This is a genomic window from Chryseobacterium endalhagicum (genome assembly GCF_016745235.1).
Taxonomy (GTDB): Bacteria; Bacteroidota; Bacteroidia; order Flavobacteriales; family Weeksellaceae; genus Chryseobacterium; species Chryseobacterium endalhagicum.
On the sequence record NZ_JAELVM010000001.1, the window covers coordinates 1,492,751 to 1,509,650 of the forward strand.

14 protein-coding genes are annotated in these 16,900 nt (G+C 38.3%); 10 read left to right on the forward strand and 4 right to left on the reverse strand.

From position 1 onward, the window contains the following. The first annotated feature begins 135 nt into the window (after positions 1-135). From JET18_RS06495 to JET18_RS06525, 7 genes are all read left to right on the forward strand, one after another. Complete coding sequence (locus JET18_RS06495; RefSeq protein WP_202090729.1) at positions 136-786, forward strand: protein-L-isoaspartate(D-aspartate) O-methyltransferase; 651 nt, start codon at positions 136-138, stop codon at positions 784-786. A gap of 776 nt (positions 787-1,562) precedes the next feature. Beyond that, positions 1,563-1,817, forward strand: coding sequence for a prevent-host-death protein (locus JET18_RS06500; RefSeq protein WP_202089806.1), 255 nt, complete (start codon positions 1,563-1,565; stop codon positions 1,815-1,817). 92 nt (positions 1,818-1,909) lie between these two features. Beyond that, positions 1,910-2,893, forward strand: a complete 984-nt coding sequence (locus JET18_RS06505) for a 2-hydroxyacid dehydrogenase (RefSeq protein ID WP_202089808.1) — start codon at positions 1,910-1,912, stop codon at positions 2,891-2,893. 50 nt (positions 2,894-2,943) lie between these two features. Then, positions 2,944-3,234: a hypothetical protein gene (locus JET18_RS06510; RefSeq protein WP_202089809.1), complete on the forward strand. Its 291-nt coding sequence runs from the start codon at positions 2,944-2,946 to the stop codon at positions 3,232-3,234. A 192-nt stretch (positions 3,235-3,426) separates the two neighbouring features. Further along, positions 3,427-7,626: a T9SS type B sorting domain-containing protein gene (locus JET18_RS06515; protein WP_202089810.1), complete on the forward strand. Its 4,200-nt coding sequence runs from the start codon at positions 3,427-3,429 to the stop codon at positions 7,624-7,626. A gap of 238 nt (positions 7,627-7,864) precedes the next feature. After that, positions 7,865-9,850 carry a urocanate hydratase gene (locus JET18_RS06520; protein WP_202089811.1) on the forward strand — a complete coding sequence of 662 codons (1,986 nt, stop codon included), beginning with the start codon at positions 7,865-7,867 and terminating at the stop codon, positions 9,848-9,850. 12 nt (positions 9,851-9,862) lie between these two features. Then, positions 9,863-10,336 carry a DUF3997 domain-containing protein gene (locus JET18_RS06525; RefSeq protein ID WP_202089812.1) on the forward strand — a complete coding sequence of 158 codons (474 nt, stop codon included), beginning with the start codon at positions 9,863-9,865 and terminating at the stop codon, positions 10,334-10,336. A gap of 48 nt (positions 10,337-10,384) precedes the next feature. Here JET18_RS06525 and JET18_RS06530 read toward each other — a convergent pair whose 3' ends face one another. The 3 genes from JET18_RS06530 to JET18_RS06540 form a co-directional block, all read right to left on the reverse strand. After that, complete coding sequence (locus JET18_RS06530) at positions 10,385-10,795, reverse strand: hypothetical protein (RefSeq protein WP_202089813.1); 411 nt, start codon at positions 10,793-10,795, stop codon at positions 10,385-10,387. Between the two features lie 76 nt (positions 10,796-10,871). Beyond that, positions 10,872-11,327, reverse strand: coding sequence for a hypothetical protein (locus JET18_RS06535; RefSeq protein WP_202089814.1), 456 nt, complete (start codon positions 11,325-11,327; stop codon positions 10,872-10,874). Positions 11,328-11,331: 4 nt separating this feature from the next. Then, complete coding sequence (locus tag JET18_RS06540) at positions 11,332-11,766, reverse strand: hypothetical protein (RefSeq protein ID WP_202089815.1); 435 nt, start codon at positions 11,764-11,766, stop codon at positions 11,332-11,334. A 326-nt stretch (positions 11,767-12,092) separates the two neighbouring features. Between JET18_RS06540 and JET18_RS06545 the strand changes: the two genes are divergently transcribed. Next, the gene (locus JET18_RS06545; protein ID WP_202089816.1) at positions 12,093-12,794 is read left to right on the forward strand and encodes a DUF6261 family protein; all 702 of its coding nucleotides are present in this window, start codon (positions 12,093-12,095) and stop codon (positions 12,792-12,794) included. Between the two features lie 1,927 nt (positions 12,795-14,721). On the opposite strand, the gene JET18_RS06550 is transcribed toward JET18_RS06545, so the two are convergent. Further along, positions 14,722-15,093: a helix-turn-helix transcriptional regulator gene (locus JET18_RS06550; RefSeq protein WP_202089817.1), complete on the reverse strand. Its 372-nt coding sequence runs from the start codon at positions 15,091-15,093 to the stop codon at positions 14,722-14,724. Positions 15,094-15,220: 127 nt separating this feature from the next. Here JET18_RS06550 and JET18_RS06555 point away from each other — a divergent pair, with 127 nt between their 5' ends. Beyond that, the gene (locus JET18_RS06555) at positions 15,221-15,775 is read left to right on the forward strand and encodes a Crp/Fnr family transcriptional regulator (protein ID WP_202089818.1); all 555 of its coding nucleotides are present in this window, start codon (positions 15,221-15,223) and stop codon (positions 15,773-15,775) included. A gap of 294 nt (positions 15,776-16,069) precedes the next feature. After that, complete coding sequence (locus tag JET18_RS06560; protein ID WP_202089819.1) at positions 16,070-16,852, forward strand: MBL fold metallo-hydrolase; 783 nt, start codon at positions 16,070-16,072, stop codon at positions 16,850-16,852. Positions 16,853-16,900 lie beyond the last annotated feature (48 nt).

The window sequence follows — 16,900 nt, forward strand, 5'->3', positions numbered from 1 at the left end:
TTTTTAATTTTTGTAAAGATAAGAATTTTAGGTATTAGGAAACACGTTGCTGCATTTAGGTTGATAAGTATGGATAGTTTTTTTACTTTTGTAGAAACTACTACACACAACCTAATAACTACTATCTTACTAATGATGCATGATTCGTTTGTACATAAAGGAAAAAGAAAGATCCTCGTTGAATATTTAAGACATAAGATCGGGATCTCGGATGAGAATGTACTTTCGGCAATGAGTGAAGTTCCGAGACACCTTTTTATTGAAAGTATTTTCGAAGATTTCGCCTATGAAGACCGGGCATTTCCTATTTTGTCGCACCAGACTATTTCCCACCCATCAACCGTTGCAGAGCAGTCTGAGCTGCTGCAGGTGAAACCTGGAGAAAAAGTGCTGGAAATAGGAACCGGTTGTGGATACCAGACTGCCGTTCTGATTGCTATGAAAGCTTTGGTATACACGGTGGAAAGACAGAAGGATCTTTTTGATTTTTCAAAGAAAAAGTTCCGTGAACTGCATTTAAATCCAAAATTTCAGAGTTTCGGGGATGGTTTTGCCGGACTTCCGACGTTTGCTCCATTTGATAAGATTATTGTTACCTGTGGAGCCTCAGTGCTGCCTACAGAATTGCTGAAACAGCTGAACGTAGGCGGAAAGATCGTTATCCCAATGGGACCTACAGATGAACAGATTCTGTACAGGTTTACAAAAACGACGCCTACCCAGTTCGAGAAAGAAGAGTTTGGGGCGTACAAATTTGTTCCGATGCTGGGGAATACCAATCATTAATGCAATTTTACCACAAAAGGCACAAAAGTTTTTTTTTAACACTTTAGTTTATTTTAAAGTAAATACTTTGGGTGGAAGAAGTACAATTAAGTTTTTTATGAAAATCTTTGATTTTCTGCTTATGTGTTCTTATTGTTTTCAAGATTATAATCTTGCAACTAAGGCTTGAAGTGTTTAAGATTAAAAGCTTTTGTGCCTTTTGTGGTTGATGTTTTTCTCCTGCAGATTTCTGAGATAGTTTTTATCGCAAGGGTAGACAAAGCGATTTTGAAATGATCATATTTTAAGATAAACAAAGGCGTTTCACTTATCAAAGGAATACAATGTAAAGATATCATCTGCTTCCGATTCAAATTTTAAGATTTATAATTTCCCGCAGATTTCTCAGGTGACAAAGATGATTCAGAGTTTTTATCGCAAGGATAGACAAGGCGATTTTGAAATGATCATATTTTAAGATAAACAAAGGCGTTTCACTTATCAAAGGTAGACAATGTAAAGATATCTGTTTCCGATTTAAATTTTAAGATTTATAATTTCGCGCAGATTTCACAGATGACACGGATTTCATGAATATTATCCTGTATAAAAATCTTTGATTTTTCTGGAACTTATGTGAACTTCTTTTGCATGAAGCTTTGAACTTAAATTACTAAAATGTTAAAAAAAACTTTTGAAACTTTTGTGGTTAAAAAAAATATTTTAATAAACATTAAGACCGCTTCGGAATAGTAATTGGATTCAAACAAGAACCTAATCACTTAAATTGTATTATTATGGACACGAATAGATTTAAATCCTCACACGATTTCAGTAATATTCAGAAGAACCTGCATAATAATCCCGGATATCACGCAGAAAGCTACGGTCAGCAGGTGAAGGATTATATGAATGATATGAAAAATAAGAATCAGGAACCGACCAAACAGGGATTCATGTCGCATGCACAGAAATCTGCAAAAGAAGTTTGGGAGGAAATTCAGGAGATGGCTTCAGAAGCCTGGGACAAAAATCAGAATGAATCTCAATAATTTTAATACTAAAGTTAAAGAACCTCACTTTTTAACCGGAGTGAGGTTTTTTATGGGAAAAGATTACGCAAAAAACTAAATCAACATAAATTATGAAAGTATTTGTCAACAGAAGAATTCCGGAAACAGGAATCAATATGCTGAAAGAAGCGGGGCTGGAAGTTTTTATCCCGGAACATGAAAATCTGTCCCATGAAGAATGGCTGATCTATTGTCAGAATCATGACGCCATTTTAAGTGTGGGTGGAGAATTTAAATACGACAGAGATTTTTTTGATCAATGTCCCAATATAAAAACGATTGCTTTATACTCCGTAGGTTTCGATCATGTGGATATTCAGGAAGCCAGCCGCAGGAATATTCCTGTGGGCAATACCCCGGATGTGCTCAGCAAAGCTACTTCTGATGTCGCTTTTCTGTTGATGCAGTCTGTGGCGAGGCGAGCGAGTTACAATTTTCAGAAGGTAAAGGATGGCAACTGGGGCGATTTTGATCCGCTGCATGCTTTAGGACAGGAATTGTATGGGAAAACTTTGGGCATATTGGGACTGGGAAGAATAGGTTTTGAAATGGCTAAAAAGTCCAAGGCGGCCTTTGATATGAACATTATTTATCACAACAGAAACAGAAATGAAGAAGCGGAAAAAGAATTGAACGCCACGTATGTTTCCTTCGAAGAACTGGTTGCCCAATCCGATGTTCTCAGTATTCATGCGAATTTCACACATGAACAGAAAGACCTTTTCAATGCACCGGTTTTTGCAAAAATGAAAGACAACTCTATTTTCATCAATACAGCGAGAGGCGGCTTCCAGAATGAAAAAGATCTGTATGAAGCCTTGATTTCAAAGCAGATTTGGGGAGCCGGCTTAGATGTCACCAATCCTGAGCCTATGTCTAAGGAAAGCCCGCTTTTAGAATTGTCGAGTGTTTGTGTACTGCCGCACATTGGTTCTGCAACGATTGAGGCAAGAACCGGAATGGCAAAAATAGCAGCTGAAAATATTATAGCCTTCTCTAAAGGCGAAAAAATACCGTATTGTGCCAATCCTGAAGTATATTCTGTGAGTTCTTAGCAGCTTGGAATTATTTTTGATCTTATTAATAAACCTTAAAACTTAATATTATGGCACCAGAAGACAATACCAACGAACAGAACAGAAAACTCGAAGAAATGGATTACAGTCCGAGTGAAGATATATTCAACAAGGAAAAGCATATTCCACTTGACGGCGACGGAAATCCTATTCTGAATGAAGAAGACGATGATAAAATAGATAAAGGACTTGATATTCCCGGCACTGAAGATGACGACGATATGGAAGAAATAGGCTCTGAGGATGAGGAAAACAATTACTGGAGCCGCAGTGATAATGCAGATGATCACGAAGAGGAGAACGATGATGTGATGCGGTAGTACTTAAGTCGTATCTGTAAAAAATATTTTTTTTTGTTAACAACCATATATTTAACCAATTGTTTATCAATTGGTTATATTTTTATTTGTGTTAACTTTAGATTTGTTACAGAATTTAACGGATTGAAATGCTTTAACAAATTATTAGTTTTACCATAGTATTGTGATTAATTATTTTAAATTTTTCAATAGATGGTGAAACTTCTACAATTATTAATGTTATTTATTGTGGTTTTTGTTTTTTCTCAAACCCCTGGAGATGTAAAAGTAAAAGATGCAGCAGGAAACGAAAGCTTTAATGTAACCTGCAATAACAATCTCGATGCCAATGGCTGTCTGGCTCTTCATGTAGAATATCCGGTGCTGAAGCAGACAACCAGCTACGAAGTAAGTTCAACGCCTTATAATCCACCGGTTGCTCTGAATCAGGGAACCCCTGTGAATGCAGATTATGATGATCTGTTTGCATTGAAGCTGGATCTTCCTTTTAAATTTTGTTTTTTTAATCAGCATTTTGAGGCTCTTGTTATAGGTTCCAACGGGATGATTACTTTTAACGTTGATCAACTAGGGAATATCAATTATCCTAATGTACAATGGCAGAATCCTAATCCCGGTCTTTCTAAAAATTCTATTTTCGGGGTTTATCACGACCTTGTTTTTTCTTCCGGAGATTCTTCCGAGATATACTATTCTACGATTGGAAATGCACCGTACAGAAAATTTGTGGTCAGTTTTTATGAAGGCAGGGTAGCAGGCTGTACAGACCGCTCCTCTTCACAGATCGTCCTGCACGAGACCACCAATATTATTGAAGTTTTTGTAGATAAAAAACTGACTCCATGTCCGACCAGAAAATTTGAAAATGCCCTCATTGGAGTGATGAATGCAGACGGAACAGCAGGATATTCTCCTGCTGCGAGAAATACCGGCGTCTGGCAAGCTTCTCAGGAAGGCTGGAAGTTCAGTCCGCTGGGAAATAATATCGTTCCTGAAGTTACATGGACGGATTCTCAGGGCCAAACCGTAGGAACAGGAATTCAGACAACGCTTTGCCCTGCACAGAATGAAACCTACACAGCCAATGTCAATTTTGCTATTTGCGGAAGCAGTACCCTTACTTTAACCGATGATTTTGCGGTTACCTTTGACCCTTCTTATCCCGCAGCCAAAGATTATACCCGGAATTTTTGCGGAAATACACCTGTTACTGTTAATTTAAATAGTTTTCAATCCAATCTCACTTCGCAGAATCCGGCTAATTTTAATTTTACCTTTCATTCAACCCTGCAAAATGCTCAGAATGGAACGAATGCTCTTCCGGCATCTTACACCCTTACTGCCAATACGGTTTTATATGTAAGAATTCAGAATCCTAATGTTCCCGGATGTTTCAGGACCGCGGCTTTAACTCTTAATTTTCTAACCAAAAGTTTACTTAAAACCACTGTAGAAATTTGTGATACCAATAATGATAATGTAGAACCCAATTATAACCTTTCCCTGCTCAATAACGAACTTTTTCCGCCGGGAACTACAGGCATTTCCTATCATCCGACACAGGCCGATGCTCAGAATAATACCAATGCAATGACCGCGGCGAACATAACGACGGCTCTTAATCTTTGGGTAAGACTTCAGGACTCTGACTGTACCTATGTTTTAGGACCGGTACATTTTCAGTTTAAGCCCGGGGTTAATATTAATTCACCAATAAATTTTCCTTATACCATTTGTGATATCAATGCAGACAATAGCGAACCGTTTGATTATGTCCTGAATATCGGACCTCTGATAACCACCCAGCCAGGCGCGGTTTTTACAGCATATGAAACCTATGATCAGGCTGTAACAGGGACCGGAACGCCTTTGACGACGATAAGGGATGGAGTATATCAGGTTTTTATAAGAGTACAGATCCCGAATGGCTGTTTTGCCGTGGTTACCGTTAATATGAATGTTACTTTTACAGAAATTGAGGCCAATGAAAAGAATGAATACATTTGCTTTAACGGAACTGATGATATCAGCATCAATCTTGCTGCGTTGTCGGCAGGGATGCTTGTTGCGCCGCCTACCGTTCCGGTGGTTGAATTTTACGATGATTATACCGCTGCTACTGCAGGAGTGAATCCCATCAGCCCGAATCAAATCATTACGACAGACGGAAGCCTCGTTATAAAAACCTACTTTGTACGTTTTGAACAGTCTGATCTTTGTTATACGATCAGAGCAATTAACGTTAATCTGGTGCATCCTGTTATCATGAAATCTAATTTACCGGTTTGTGATCCAAATCAGGATGGTACCGAAAATATACAGCTGTCTCAGTACTCCGCAGCCATTGTAGGGAGTCAGAATGCCACCACAGCATTTTACCTAACCCAAGCTGATGCACAAAATGGAGTGAATGAAATAACTACGCTCACAGTTACAGGAAACCAGCAGATTTTTGTTAAAATAAGCTCTTACAACTGTCATGAAATTTATCCTGTGAATTTCAGTCTCAGCGCCAATGCAGGCGTCAATTCAAATCTGAATATTTCTCTTACCAATATCTGTGATAATAACAATGACGGGTCCGAGAACTACAATTTACTTCTGGTTGAGCCACAGATTTACAGCGGTTCAAACGCCACCTTCACCTATTATCTGGATTATGATATTGTGACCAACACATTTTCCAATCAGATCAATACCCCGGGACAGTTTCTGGTGACCGGAACTGCTACAGTCTATGTTAAAATTGAACTGAATAACAGCGAATGTTTTTCCGTGGCAAAAGTCAATATACAAATGACATTTTTGCCGCCCATCGTGTTGAATAATGCCGTACTGAATACCTGCGACAATAATTTTGATTTAAATGAAACCTTTCAGCTGAGTAATGCTGTCAGTCAGATGTTCATTCCGGCTCAAAATACCCAGCCGCTTTCAGCAATGACCATATCGTATTATCTGACTGCTGCGGATGCCAGTGCAGGAAATCCGGCCACCCAGATCGGAAACAGTATCACTACAAATGTTTCTACATTAACGGTCTGGGCGAGATTTCAATCCAATACTACCGGTTGTTATTCGGTAGCTTCCATTCAGCTCAATACTTATTTTCCTCCTAAAGCGATCAGTACCACCATCAGTGTCTGTGATGAAAACTTAGATGGAAGTTATGAAGTGAATTTATTGAATTTTACCGGCTCGATGGTTAATATTCCTAATCCACTGAATACTTTTAGCTTTTATCTGACCCAGCAGAACGCGCAAAACGGAGTGAACCCAATTCCGAATCCTTCCAATTATTCTGCGCAGCCTTTTCCTACTCAGATCTGGGTGAAAATTCAGAATATACCGGGCTGTGATGATATTGCGGTGATCAATTTTGTATTCGGAACCAAGCTGACCCTTCAGAATCCGGGACCATTCCAGCTGAACAATGCGTGTGATACAGGAAATGATGGAATTGAAAATGTCAATTTAACCCAGTTTGAACAGCAGATGTATACCGGGGCAAATGGAACGTTTACTTACTATTCTTCTCTGGCTGATCTTAATGCAGGAACCAATGCCATTTCGAATCCTTCCGCCTATTTATTTAATCAGAATACAGGACCCAATACCATCTATGTAAAAGTGAGTGTTCCCGGATTTTGTTCTGAAAAAGCTGAAATCCGGCTGTCTTTAAAAAAGCCTCCGTTTTTCACGATACCTACGCAATACATCTGTCCTGAAGGCTCACTTACCTACACGGCAAATATTCAGGGGTATACGATTATCAGCTATGTATGGAAAGACCCTGGTGGAAATACGATCTCCACTTCAGCAACGGTTACAGGAATTAAAATACCCGGTATCTACAGCCTTACGGTAACTTCTGACAATGGCTGTTCCTATACGGGAACTATGGAAGTGAAATATTTTGAGGTTCCGGTCATCCAGACTATTGGGATCAATGGAGGAGTCTGTACGGTCTTTGCGACGGGATCAAAACCGATACTGTATTCTATAGACGGAATAACGTGGCAGACGAGCAATGTATTCAATAGTTTACCGGGAGAGATTATTACTTTTTATGTGAAATTTGAAAACGAAGAATGTATTGTAACCCATCAGGAATTGATTTTACAGATCAGCAATACCATTACACCCAACGGAGATGGCCGCAATGACAAATGGGTGATAAGAAATCTTCAGATATTTGGGGGCAAAATGACCAATGCGAAGATCTTTGACCGCTATCAGACCTTATTATTTGAGCAAAATGCAAATACCCAAATCGTATGGGATGGCACTTTAGCGGGACGGGCCATTCCTACTGCCAGCTACTGGTACGTCATTACCCTTCCAAACGGTAAAACATACTCCGGCTGGCTTCTCGTTAAGAATAACGATTAAATGATTTTTTATTAGCACTTTGAACATCCTCAATCTGAAAAGATGAGGGTGTTTTTTTATCCCCACAAATAAGTAGGTATTCCCCCACATCATCAAATCATCACATCATCACATCCGCACATCATCAAATCACCACATCAACAAATCACCGCATCAAATTCCCTTGCCTATATTTCTTAATTTGAATATCTTTAAAACTTCAAACATTTTATTCTAAACATTGAACTTAAATAGCAATATGACATTTCAAGAACAGATACAGCAGGGAATTCCCAATCAGCTGCCACAGCCTAAACCATACGAAACCAATATCAACCATGCCCCGAAGCGTAAAGAAATTTTAGGAGAAGAAGAGAAAAAGCTTGCCCTGAAAAATGCACTGCGCTATTTCGAACCTCAGTTTCATGCGGAGCTGCTTCCTGAATTCAGGGAAGAACTGGAGAAATACGGGAGAATTTATATGTACCGTTTCCGTCCGGATTATGAAATGAAGGCCAGAGGAATTGAAGAATATCCCGGAAAGTCTGAGCAGGCAAAAGCCATTATGCTGATGATCCAGAATAACCTGGATTATGCCGTAGCACAGCATCCTCACGAACTGATTACGTATGGAGGTAATGGAGCGGTATTCTCAAACTGGGCTCAGTATCTGTTAACGATGAAATATCTGTCTGAAATGACGGACGAGCAGACTTTAACCATGTATTCAGGCCATCCGATGGGATTATTTCCTTCTCATAAAGATGCGCCGAGGGTAGTGGTAACCAACGGAATGATGATCCCTAATTATTCCAAGCCGGATGACTGGGAGAAATTCAATGCCTTAGGCGTTACGCAATATGGGCAGATGACTGCGGGAAGTTATATGTATATTGGTCCGCAGGGAATTGTTCACGGGACAACGATCACCGTGCTGAATGCTTTCAGAAAAATCAAAAAAGAACCGAAAGGAGGACTTTTCGTAACTTCAGGATTGGGAGGAATGAGCGGTGCACAGCCAAAAGCCGGAAATATTGCAGGCTGCATCACGGTATGTGCTGAAGTGAATCCTAAGATCACCAAGATCCGTCACGATCAGAAATGGGTGAACGAGATTTATGAGAACATAGAGGAGCTGATCGATAGAGTAAGAAAAGCTCAGGAAAATAAAGAAACCGTTTCTCTGGCTTACCTTGGAAATATTGTTGAGGTTTGGGAGAAATTTGACGAAAAAAACTTAACAATAGATATCGGATCAGATCAGACGTCGCTTCACAATCCGTGGGCGGGTGGCTATTATCCTGCCGGACAGAGTTTTGAGGAATCAAACAGAATGATGGCTGAGGAGCCTGAATTATTCAAAGAAAAAGTTCAGGAAACGTTAAGAAGACACGCCGCAGCCATCAACAAACATACGCAGAAAGGAACCTATTTCTTCGACTACGGAAACGCCTTTTTACTGGAAGCTTCCAGAGCCGGAGCAGATGTCATGGCAGAAAATCCAACCTTAGGAAGAGAATTTAAATATCCGAGCTATGTTCAGGATATTATGGGACCTATGTGCTTCGATTACGGTTTCGGGCCGTTCCGTTGGGTATGCGCGAGCGGAAAACCGGAAGATCTTCAAAAAACCGATGATATTGCATGTGCTGTATTGGAAGAAATGGTGAAAAACTCACCTGAAGAGATCCAACAGCAGATGAAAGACAATATCCAGTGGATCAAAGGGGCTCAGGAAAATAAACTGGTCGTAGGTTCTCAGGCGAGAATCCTTTATGCCGATGCAGAGGGAAGAATGAAGATCGCTGAAGCCTTCAACAATGCCATTAAAAACGGAGAAATCGGACCTGTTGTGCTGGGAAGAGATCATCACGATGTTTCCGGTACGGATTCCCCTTACAGAGAGACTTCCAATATCTACGACGGTTCAAGATTTACCGCAGATATGGCGATTCACAACGTCATTGGCGACAGTTTCCGTGGTGCCACCTGGGTTTCTATCCACAACGGTGGTGGAGTAGGCTGGGGCGAAGTAATCAACGGAGGTTTCGGAATGCTGCTGGACGGAAGTGCAGAGGCCGACAGAAGATTAAAATCCATGCTGTTCTGGGATGTGAACAACGGAATTTCCAGAAGAAGCTGGGCCAGAAATGAAGGCGCTGTTTTCGCTATTAAAAGAGCGATGGAAGCAGAACCGAATTTGAAGGTGACGTTGCCGAATTTTGTGGATGAGGGGCTTTTTTAAAATAAAATTGAATTGAAAACCAGAAATATAAAACTATTCCTATTCTTTTTAGGGATAGTTTTGCTTTTATTAGTCGTGGGTTCCTTGCAACGCCAAAGATTTTCATTTGGTTTTGGTCCGGGAATACAGGATTTTACTAAAAGTTTGACAGGTCGCTATAATTTATACAGAAATTCCAGTCATATGATTTTTATCGCTCCTGAAGATGGATGGAGTGATGAAGATGCAATAATTCCTTCAAAAGTTATTAAAGTAAATACTTACGATGAATTTATTGTCGCAGAAAGACAGGGATTGAAAATGCGAAATCCAAAAGATAGTTTGGACGGATATGAAATTCCGGATAAAGATGTAAAGGATTACTGGATTCTTAACACAGATAAAAATTACGTACTTAAAAATTTGAGCAATTATGATTTTAAAAAGAAATTGGATTCTCTTAAAATTCCGGTTAATATTAAATTAATTGATGTCTATGAATATTAAATTCACTTTATAATATTGGAAAACCTGCTGTGGGGCAGGTTTTTTATTTTAGTCTTGTTTTTTATTCTTAAAAGTCTCAATTTTTTTTAGAATTTGATTTAATTTATATTGTCCATTTCCAATTTCTTCATGTTGCATGAATATGTTATTTTTGTCATACTTCATACCATTATATTCTCGATTGTTTAGTTCATTGAATTGATTTTCTAATTCTAGAATTTTGCAATAAATATAATTCATGAATTCTTTTAGAAACTCAGATTTATTTCTAAATTTTATACTCTCTTTATTTGCGAAAATAATTAAGTGACTTTCTTTGTCAGTAATTATATCATTCAATGTCGAAAACTTATAAAATTCAATTGGGCTATCTTTCAATTGTGCTTTAAATTTGATTCCGTACATTGAACTTATTTTTTCATAAATTTCTTTATGAAGTTTCTCATTTGTTAAAATCATGATGTGGATGAGTTTTTATTATTGATTGTGTTTAAAGTTACAAGCGTTTAACAATTTATAAATTTTTGTATAATTATTATTTCAATTGTTTAACCCCAACACTTTTGCCCTCTACAAAAATTCTAAAATTATAGCCAGTTGAGTAGATTATAGCATCAGGTCTGTATGAATAATTATATTCATAATCATATTCATTTTGTTTCCAAATTTGTCCATTATCTAATTCAAAAATAGTGTCACCAGACCATCCATTAAAATCATTTATTATAGTTGCTTTAATTACATCATTAATTAACTCAACCTCAACAAATTGCTTTTGACCGTCAACAGTTAAATAATGGTTGTTTTTATATTCATAAATAGTGATATTAGCCATATATGAATAATGATACCAGTATTTATAGGCCTTTTGAATCCAGTATTTCCCATTATATAGTGGGAAAAATTTTTCATCATCAAAACCTTCAAAATCTCCATCAATTTTAGATTTTGTAACTACTTTACCATTCGATATTAAATCATTATAATCCATTTAATTAAATTTTTTTAACAATTATTCTTCCATTTATATTCTCCTTATAAGTGTATCCTGTTGATGGGTAAGCGACAATTCTACCATCTTTACCTTCCCGATGAGTGTATCCATTTGATGGAAAAGCAACGATTCTGCCATCTTTACCTTCTCGGTGAGTGTATCCGGTGGATGGAAAAGCAACGATTCTGCCATCTTTACCTTCTCGATGAGTGTATCCGGTGGATGGAAAAGCAATGATTCTACCATCTTTACCTTCCCGATGAGTGTATCCGGTGGATGGAAAAGCAACGATTCTACCATTCTTACCTTCTCGATGAGTGTAGCCGGTGGATGGAAACGCGACAATTCTACCATCCTTACCCTCTCGATGAGTATATCCTGTGGATGGAAAAATAATCTTTACCCCATCTTTCCCTATTCTGTAAGTATTTGCCATAATAATTTTATATTTATTTATAGGCTAAAAAATACGTGTTATCTTTCATTTAAAATTACGGGTTTCCATAATTTAAAGTCTTTTAGCCCACAGAATATTGCTGTTTAAGATTTATGAATCTATCCGGAACTCCCAACCATTACCAAAACAAACCATCGTAGCCCTATGAAACTTTAGAACAAATATGTTTGTAACCTTCGCACACCTCCCCAACTCTCCCACAACTTGCAGGAAATCTACGCACAACTCCTGAGATTTATTTCAAGGTTATTTGTCACATTACAAGATTTTTATATATTTAAATCCGAAACCAAAAACACAAACAAATGAAAATTTCACTCACCAAGCTGAGCACTAAAGATCTTGCGACTTTAGCTCAGAGAATTATTTCCAGTTCTCAATCCGGGAAATATCCTGTAATTACCAATCATCCTCTTGTGGCAGCTTTGCAGACTTCTTATGCAGAGTACGACGGAGTGTATACCAAGCAGATCTATAGCGGAAAGGGAAAAGATGTAGCGGCTTTGGACCGGGAGAGAGATATTGCGTACAGCAGTCTTAAAGCTTTTCTGAATGGCTACAGGAAGCTGCCCACAGCGGCCAATTATCAGCTGGCGGTAGATCTGTACGGAATATTCAAGACTTTTGGTCTGGATCTGGACCGTTTAAGCTATTCCTCACAAACGACACAAATGAAGAAGCTGGTAGAAACCCTGGAAATTTCAGATAACAGACAAAAAATAGCTAATCTCTCCTTGGATGTTGCCTACGAAGACATGAAGGCAAAGCAGGAAGCCTTTGAAATTTTGTTTGCAGAACAGGCTAAAGCCAATGGTGACCTCCGCCAAATGGCCAGTGCGTCATCTATCCGAAGGGATCTGGAAAAGAACCTGAAATCGTATATCAATCTGGTGACGGCGATGAAAGATGTTCCGGACTGGACACTTTTGTACACAGATAACAATGAGCTGGTAAAGGCGGCGAAGAATTCTTCTGTAGTACCGCCCAAACCGGAAAAACCATCTTAAAGATGATCAATAAAAAACTCGGCATATCGCTGAGTTTTTTTGTAGGATAAAGGTAACGGTGGTATCTCTCCGAATGGTAATGTGAAAATGATTAAAGAAATATCGCGCAGATTTTGCAGATGGTGCTGATGATTATGTTTTATTGGCTGTTGATCTAAACCTTATAGGTTTTTAAAACCTATAAGGTTTGAGGGTGATAATTATTGAAGGAATTTTTCTGTTGGGGAATCGCAAGGGCGCAAGGCTTTATAAGCTGTGTGAATATTTAAGGCGCAAGAAAATCCAAGATTTTCAGCAAGTGGGATGGTGAGTGAGATTGCTTCGTCGCTGCGCTCCTCGCAATGACGCGGTATTCAATTTTATCGGAGATAAAATCTTTGCGCCTTACAACGTGTTTTTGTCATATCATTTGCGTCTTTGCGATGTTCCAACAATAAAAAAGAGAAGTTTTTTTGTTTTATGCTTTATCGCGCAGATTTTGCAGATGGTGCTGATGTTTATGTTTTTATTGGCTGTTGATCTAAACCTTATAGGTTTTTAAAACCTATAAGGTTTGAGGGTGATAATTATTGAAGGAATTTTTCTGTTGGGAAATCGCAAAGGCGCAAGGCTTTTAAGCTGTGTGAATATTTAAGGCGCGAGAAAATCAAAGATTTTCAGCAAGTGGGATGGTGAGTGAGATTGCTTCGTCGCTTTATTCCTCGCAATGACGGCGGTACTCAATTTTATCGGAGATAAAATCTTTGCGCCTTACAACGTGTTTTTGTCATAAAATTTGCGCCTTTGCGATGTTCCAACAATAAAAAAGGGAAGTTTTTTTTATGCTTTATCGCGTAGATTTTGCAGATGGTGCTGATGATTATGTTTTATTGGCTGTTGATCTAAACCTATAAGGTTTGAGGGTGATAATTATTGAAGGAGTTTTTCTGTTGGAATATCGCAAGGGCGCAAGGCTTTTAAGCTGTGTGAATATTTAAGGCGCAAGAAAATCAAAGATTTTCAGCAAGTGGGATGGTAAGTGAGATTGCTTCGTCGCTGTGCTCCTCGTAATGACGGCGTTACTCAATTTTATCGGAGATAAAATCTTTGCGCCTTACAACGTGTTTTTGTCATAAAATTTGCGTCTTTGCGATGTTCCGACAATAAAAAAGAGAAGTTTTTTTGTTTTATGCTTTATCGCGCAGATTTTGCAGATAGTGCTGATGTTTATGTTTTATTGGCTGTTGATCTAAACCTTATAGGTTTTTAAAACCTATAAGGTTTGAGGGTGATAATTATTGAAGGAATTTTTCTGTTGGGTAATCGCAAAGACGCAAGGCTTTATAAGCTGTGTGAATATTTAAGACGCAAGAAAATCAAAGATTTTCAGCAAGTGGGATGGTGAGTGAGATTGCTTCGTCGCTGTACTCCTCGCAATGACGCGGTACTCAATTTTATCGGAGATAAAATCTTTGCGCCTTACAACGTTTTTTTGTCATAAAATTTGCGTCTTTGCGATGTTCCAACAATAAAAAATAGAAGTTTTTTTGTTTGTTTTATGTTTTATCACGCAGATTTTGCAGATGGTGCTGACGTTTATGTTTTATTGGCTGTTGATCTAAACCTTATAGGTTTTTAAAACCTATAAGGTTTGAGGGTGATAATTATTGAAGGAGTTTTTCTGTTGGAATATCGCAAGGGCGCAAGGCTTTTAAGCTGTGTGAATATTTAAGGCGCAAGAAAATCCAAGATTTTCAGCAAGTGGGATGTGTTGAGATTGCTTCGTCGCTATGCTCCTCGCAATGACGGTGTGGGGAACCATTAAGGGTATTTAAGCTGTTCAGAATAGTAAACATTCTGCTTTATAAAACATCTTTGATGTTTCTTAACGAACCTTAACCACTTAAATTCTCTTAATGGTTCAAAACAAATAAAGCGTGGGAAATCTTTATTTTTTATACTTTTTCAGTTCTTCTTCCAGTCTTAGGTTTTCTTTTTTCAGAATCTCTATAAGCTCTCTCTGGCTTTCCAGAAGGAATTCCGGAACGTTGCAGTAGTAATTACCACTTACATTTCCAATATTATTGCTATTTGAATTGTTATCAAAATGATTGATTTGTCTAACTTCATCGTCTTCATAAATTTCCTCCAAAGGAATTTCCAGAAAACGGGCAATTTTATCCCATTCCTCCTTGAAAATTCTTACATCTCCGGATTCTTTTCTGCTGTAGTTGGAAACATCTGTTGCAATGATATCTGCGATCTGCTGCTGCGTAATGCCTTTTCTTTTTCTTACGCTGCGTAGTTTTTCTTTTTGCATAACCGTATTTTGTACAAATATGCAAAATATTACTCAGAAAAAATATAATTGGCCTTTTATTAGGCGCTAAAAATTACAAATAATACACTATTTTTATCCTATCAACATCAGTTTAAAACCATCACCATTGGCCACCATCAATAAACCCCTTTTTTCGCATCTGAATATGGACGGAGAAGATCCTGCCTGGGAGAAATTTGCCAGGCTTGAGTTTTCGAGGAAGAAAGTATTTCAGGAGAATAAGGTGTATCTCGTTGAGCAGGGCATTGTCCGGAAGTTTTACATCAAAGAAATAGCAGATCTGGATCAGGAAATCTCTGTGGATTTTTATTTTCCGGGAGATGTTTTTGTAGTGGGTGACAGCTCTAAAGAAAAATCTTCCGAAGCTGTTTTTGAATCCATTGATAAAGGTTTGGCCTGGGAAATAGAACTGGATGAGGTGAAGGAAATGTTTACCATCAATCCCGACTGCCGGTTTGTACAGAATTACTACCTCAGTAAAAAACTGAATGCCGCAATGAAAAGAGAAATGCTTCTCCTCAAAAATACCCCTCAGGATCTGTACGAATACCTTCTTAAGAGCAAACCTCATTATATCAAGCATATTCCCCTGAAATATCTTGCGTCCTATATTGGAATTACGCCTATTTCTTTAAGCAGAATTAGGAAGAGGATTTCTTGATTGGGGTTTGAGAGTGGGAGAGTTTTAGGGTTTGAGAGTAGGAGAGTTTGAGAGTTTTTGTGTAGGAGAGTTTTGGAGTTTGAGGAGTTGGGAGTGAGTGGGGAGTTTGTTGCTGGTTGACAGTTGCTGGTTCGTACCCCGAAACTTTAGTACTGTAAAAGGTCTCATGTCTGAAATCTGACATCTGACATCTGACATCTGACATCTGAAATCTAAAATCTGAAATCTACATCATTAATTATCTTTTGTTTATTGTTTACAGCGCCATCAATTTTTTCCTTTGTTAAAAAAAATATGGAAATACAAAAACTTAACTGGGCCGGAATAAAGCTTGTTTCCGGTGGCAAAACGGTACTGATAGACGCGGTAGAAGATTTTTCTTACTATAAACCTGTTTTAGGGGATGCGGTTGAAAAGCTGCTGACTTTTTCTGAGGATTTGCGGGCGGATTATATTCTTTTTACGCATATGCATCTGGATCATTTTGATAAAAAGATCATAGAGAAATGCCTGAAAAAAGACGGTAAGCTGATTGTATATTCGGGATTGGAGGAGATTGTCAGGAAATATGTTGGAGACGTTAAAATGGTTGTTCTGGATTTAAATGAAACGTTTACTGAACATAATATCACATTCAAACCTGTGTTTGCGATGGATGGGGTGGGCGAAATCCAGAGCTCGTGGATTGTAGAAGATCCACAGACCAAAATTTTTCATGGAGGAGATACGATCTGGCATAATCAGTTCTGGAAACTGGGAAAAGAAAATGAAAACATAGATTATGCATTTTTACCGGTGAATGGAGTGGTCGTGAATTTCGAAGTGATTGGTTTGGAATACAGCCCGGTTCCTGCTTCAATGGATCTCGAAGAAGCTTTTACGGCAGCTCATCTTTTGCACGCCGGAAAACTGGTTCCCATACATTATGGTTTATTCGAACATGAGAAATTTTATCTTCCAAAAAAGTTTGACCAGCAGGATCTGCAGAGACTTTCTGAGGAAATAAACCAGGAATATATAATTCTGAAAGACGGTAAAATCCTTGATGAATCTGAAAATAATCTGCGGTTATCATAACCGCTAAAAATAAAGCTGTAAAAGACTTTGTCACCTGATGATTTGTGG

Bases quoted from the DNA above. Each gene is read 5' to 3' on its own strand.
- JET18_RS06495 (WP_202090729.1), top strand. From the start codon at position 136: ATGCATGATTCGTTTGTACATAAAGGAAAAAGAAAGATCCTCGTTGAA.
- JET18_RS06500 (WP_202089806.1), top strand. From the start codon at position 1,563: ATGGACACGAATAGATTTAAATCCTCACACGATTTCAGTAATATTCAG.
- JET18_RS06505 (WP_202089808.1), top strand. From the start codon at position 1,910: ATGAAAGTATTTGTCAACAGAAGAATTCCGGAAACAGGAATCAATATG.
- JET18_RS06510 (WP_202089809.1), top strand. From the start codon at position 2,944: ATGGCACCAGAAGACAATACCAACGAACAGAACAGAAAACTCGAAGAA.
- JET18_RS06515 (WP_202089810.1), top strand. From the start codon at position 3,427: ATGGTGAAACTTCTACAATTATTAATGTTATTTATTGTGGTTTTTGTT.
- JET18_RS06520 (WP_202089811.1), top strand. From the start codon at position 7,865: ATGACATTTCAAGAACAGATACAGCAGGGAATTCCCAATCAGCTGCCA.
- JET18_RS06530 (WP_202089813.1), bottom strand. From the start codon at position 10,795: ATGATTTTAACAAATGAGAAACTTCATAAAGAAATTTATGAAAAAATA.
- JET18_RS06535 (WP_202089814.1), bottom strand. From the start codon at position 11,327: ATGGATTATAATGATTTAATATCGAATGGTAAAGTAGTTACAAAATCT.
- JET18_RS06540 (WP_202089815.1), bottom strand. From the start codon at position 11,766: ATGGCAAATACTTACAGAATAGGGAAAGATGGGGTAAAGATTATTTTT.
- JET18_RS06545 (WP_202089816.1), top strand. From the start codon at position 12,093: ATGAAAATTTCACTCACCAAGCTGAGCACTAAAGATCTTGCGACTTTA.
- JET18_RS06550 (WP_202089817.1), bottom strand. From the start codon at position 15,093: ATGCAAAAAGAAAAACTACGCAGCGTAAGAAAAAGAAAAGGCATTACG.
- JET18_RS06560 (WP_202089819.1), top strand. From the start codon at position 16,070: ATGGAAATACAAAAACTTAACTGGGCCGGAATAAAGCTTGTTTCCGGT.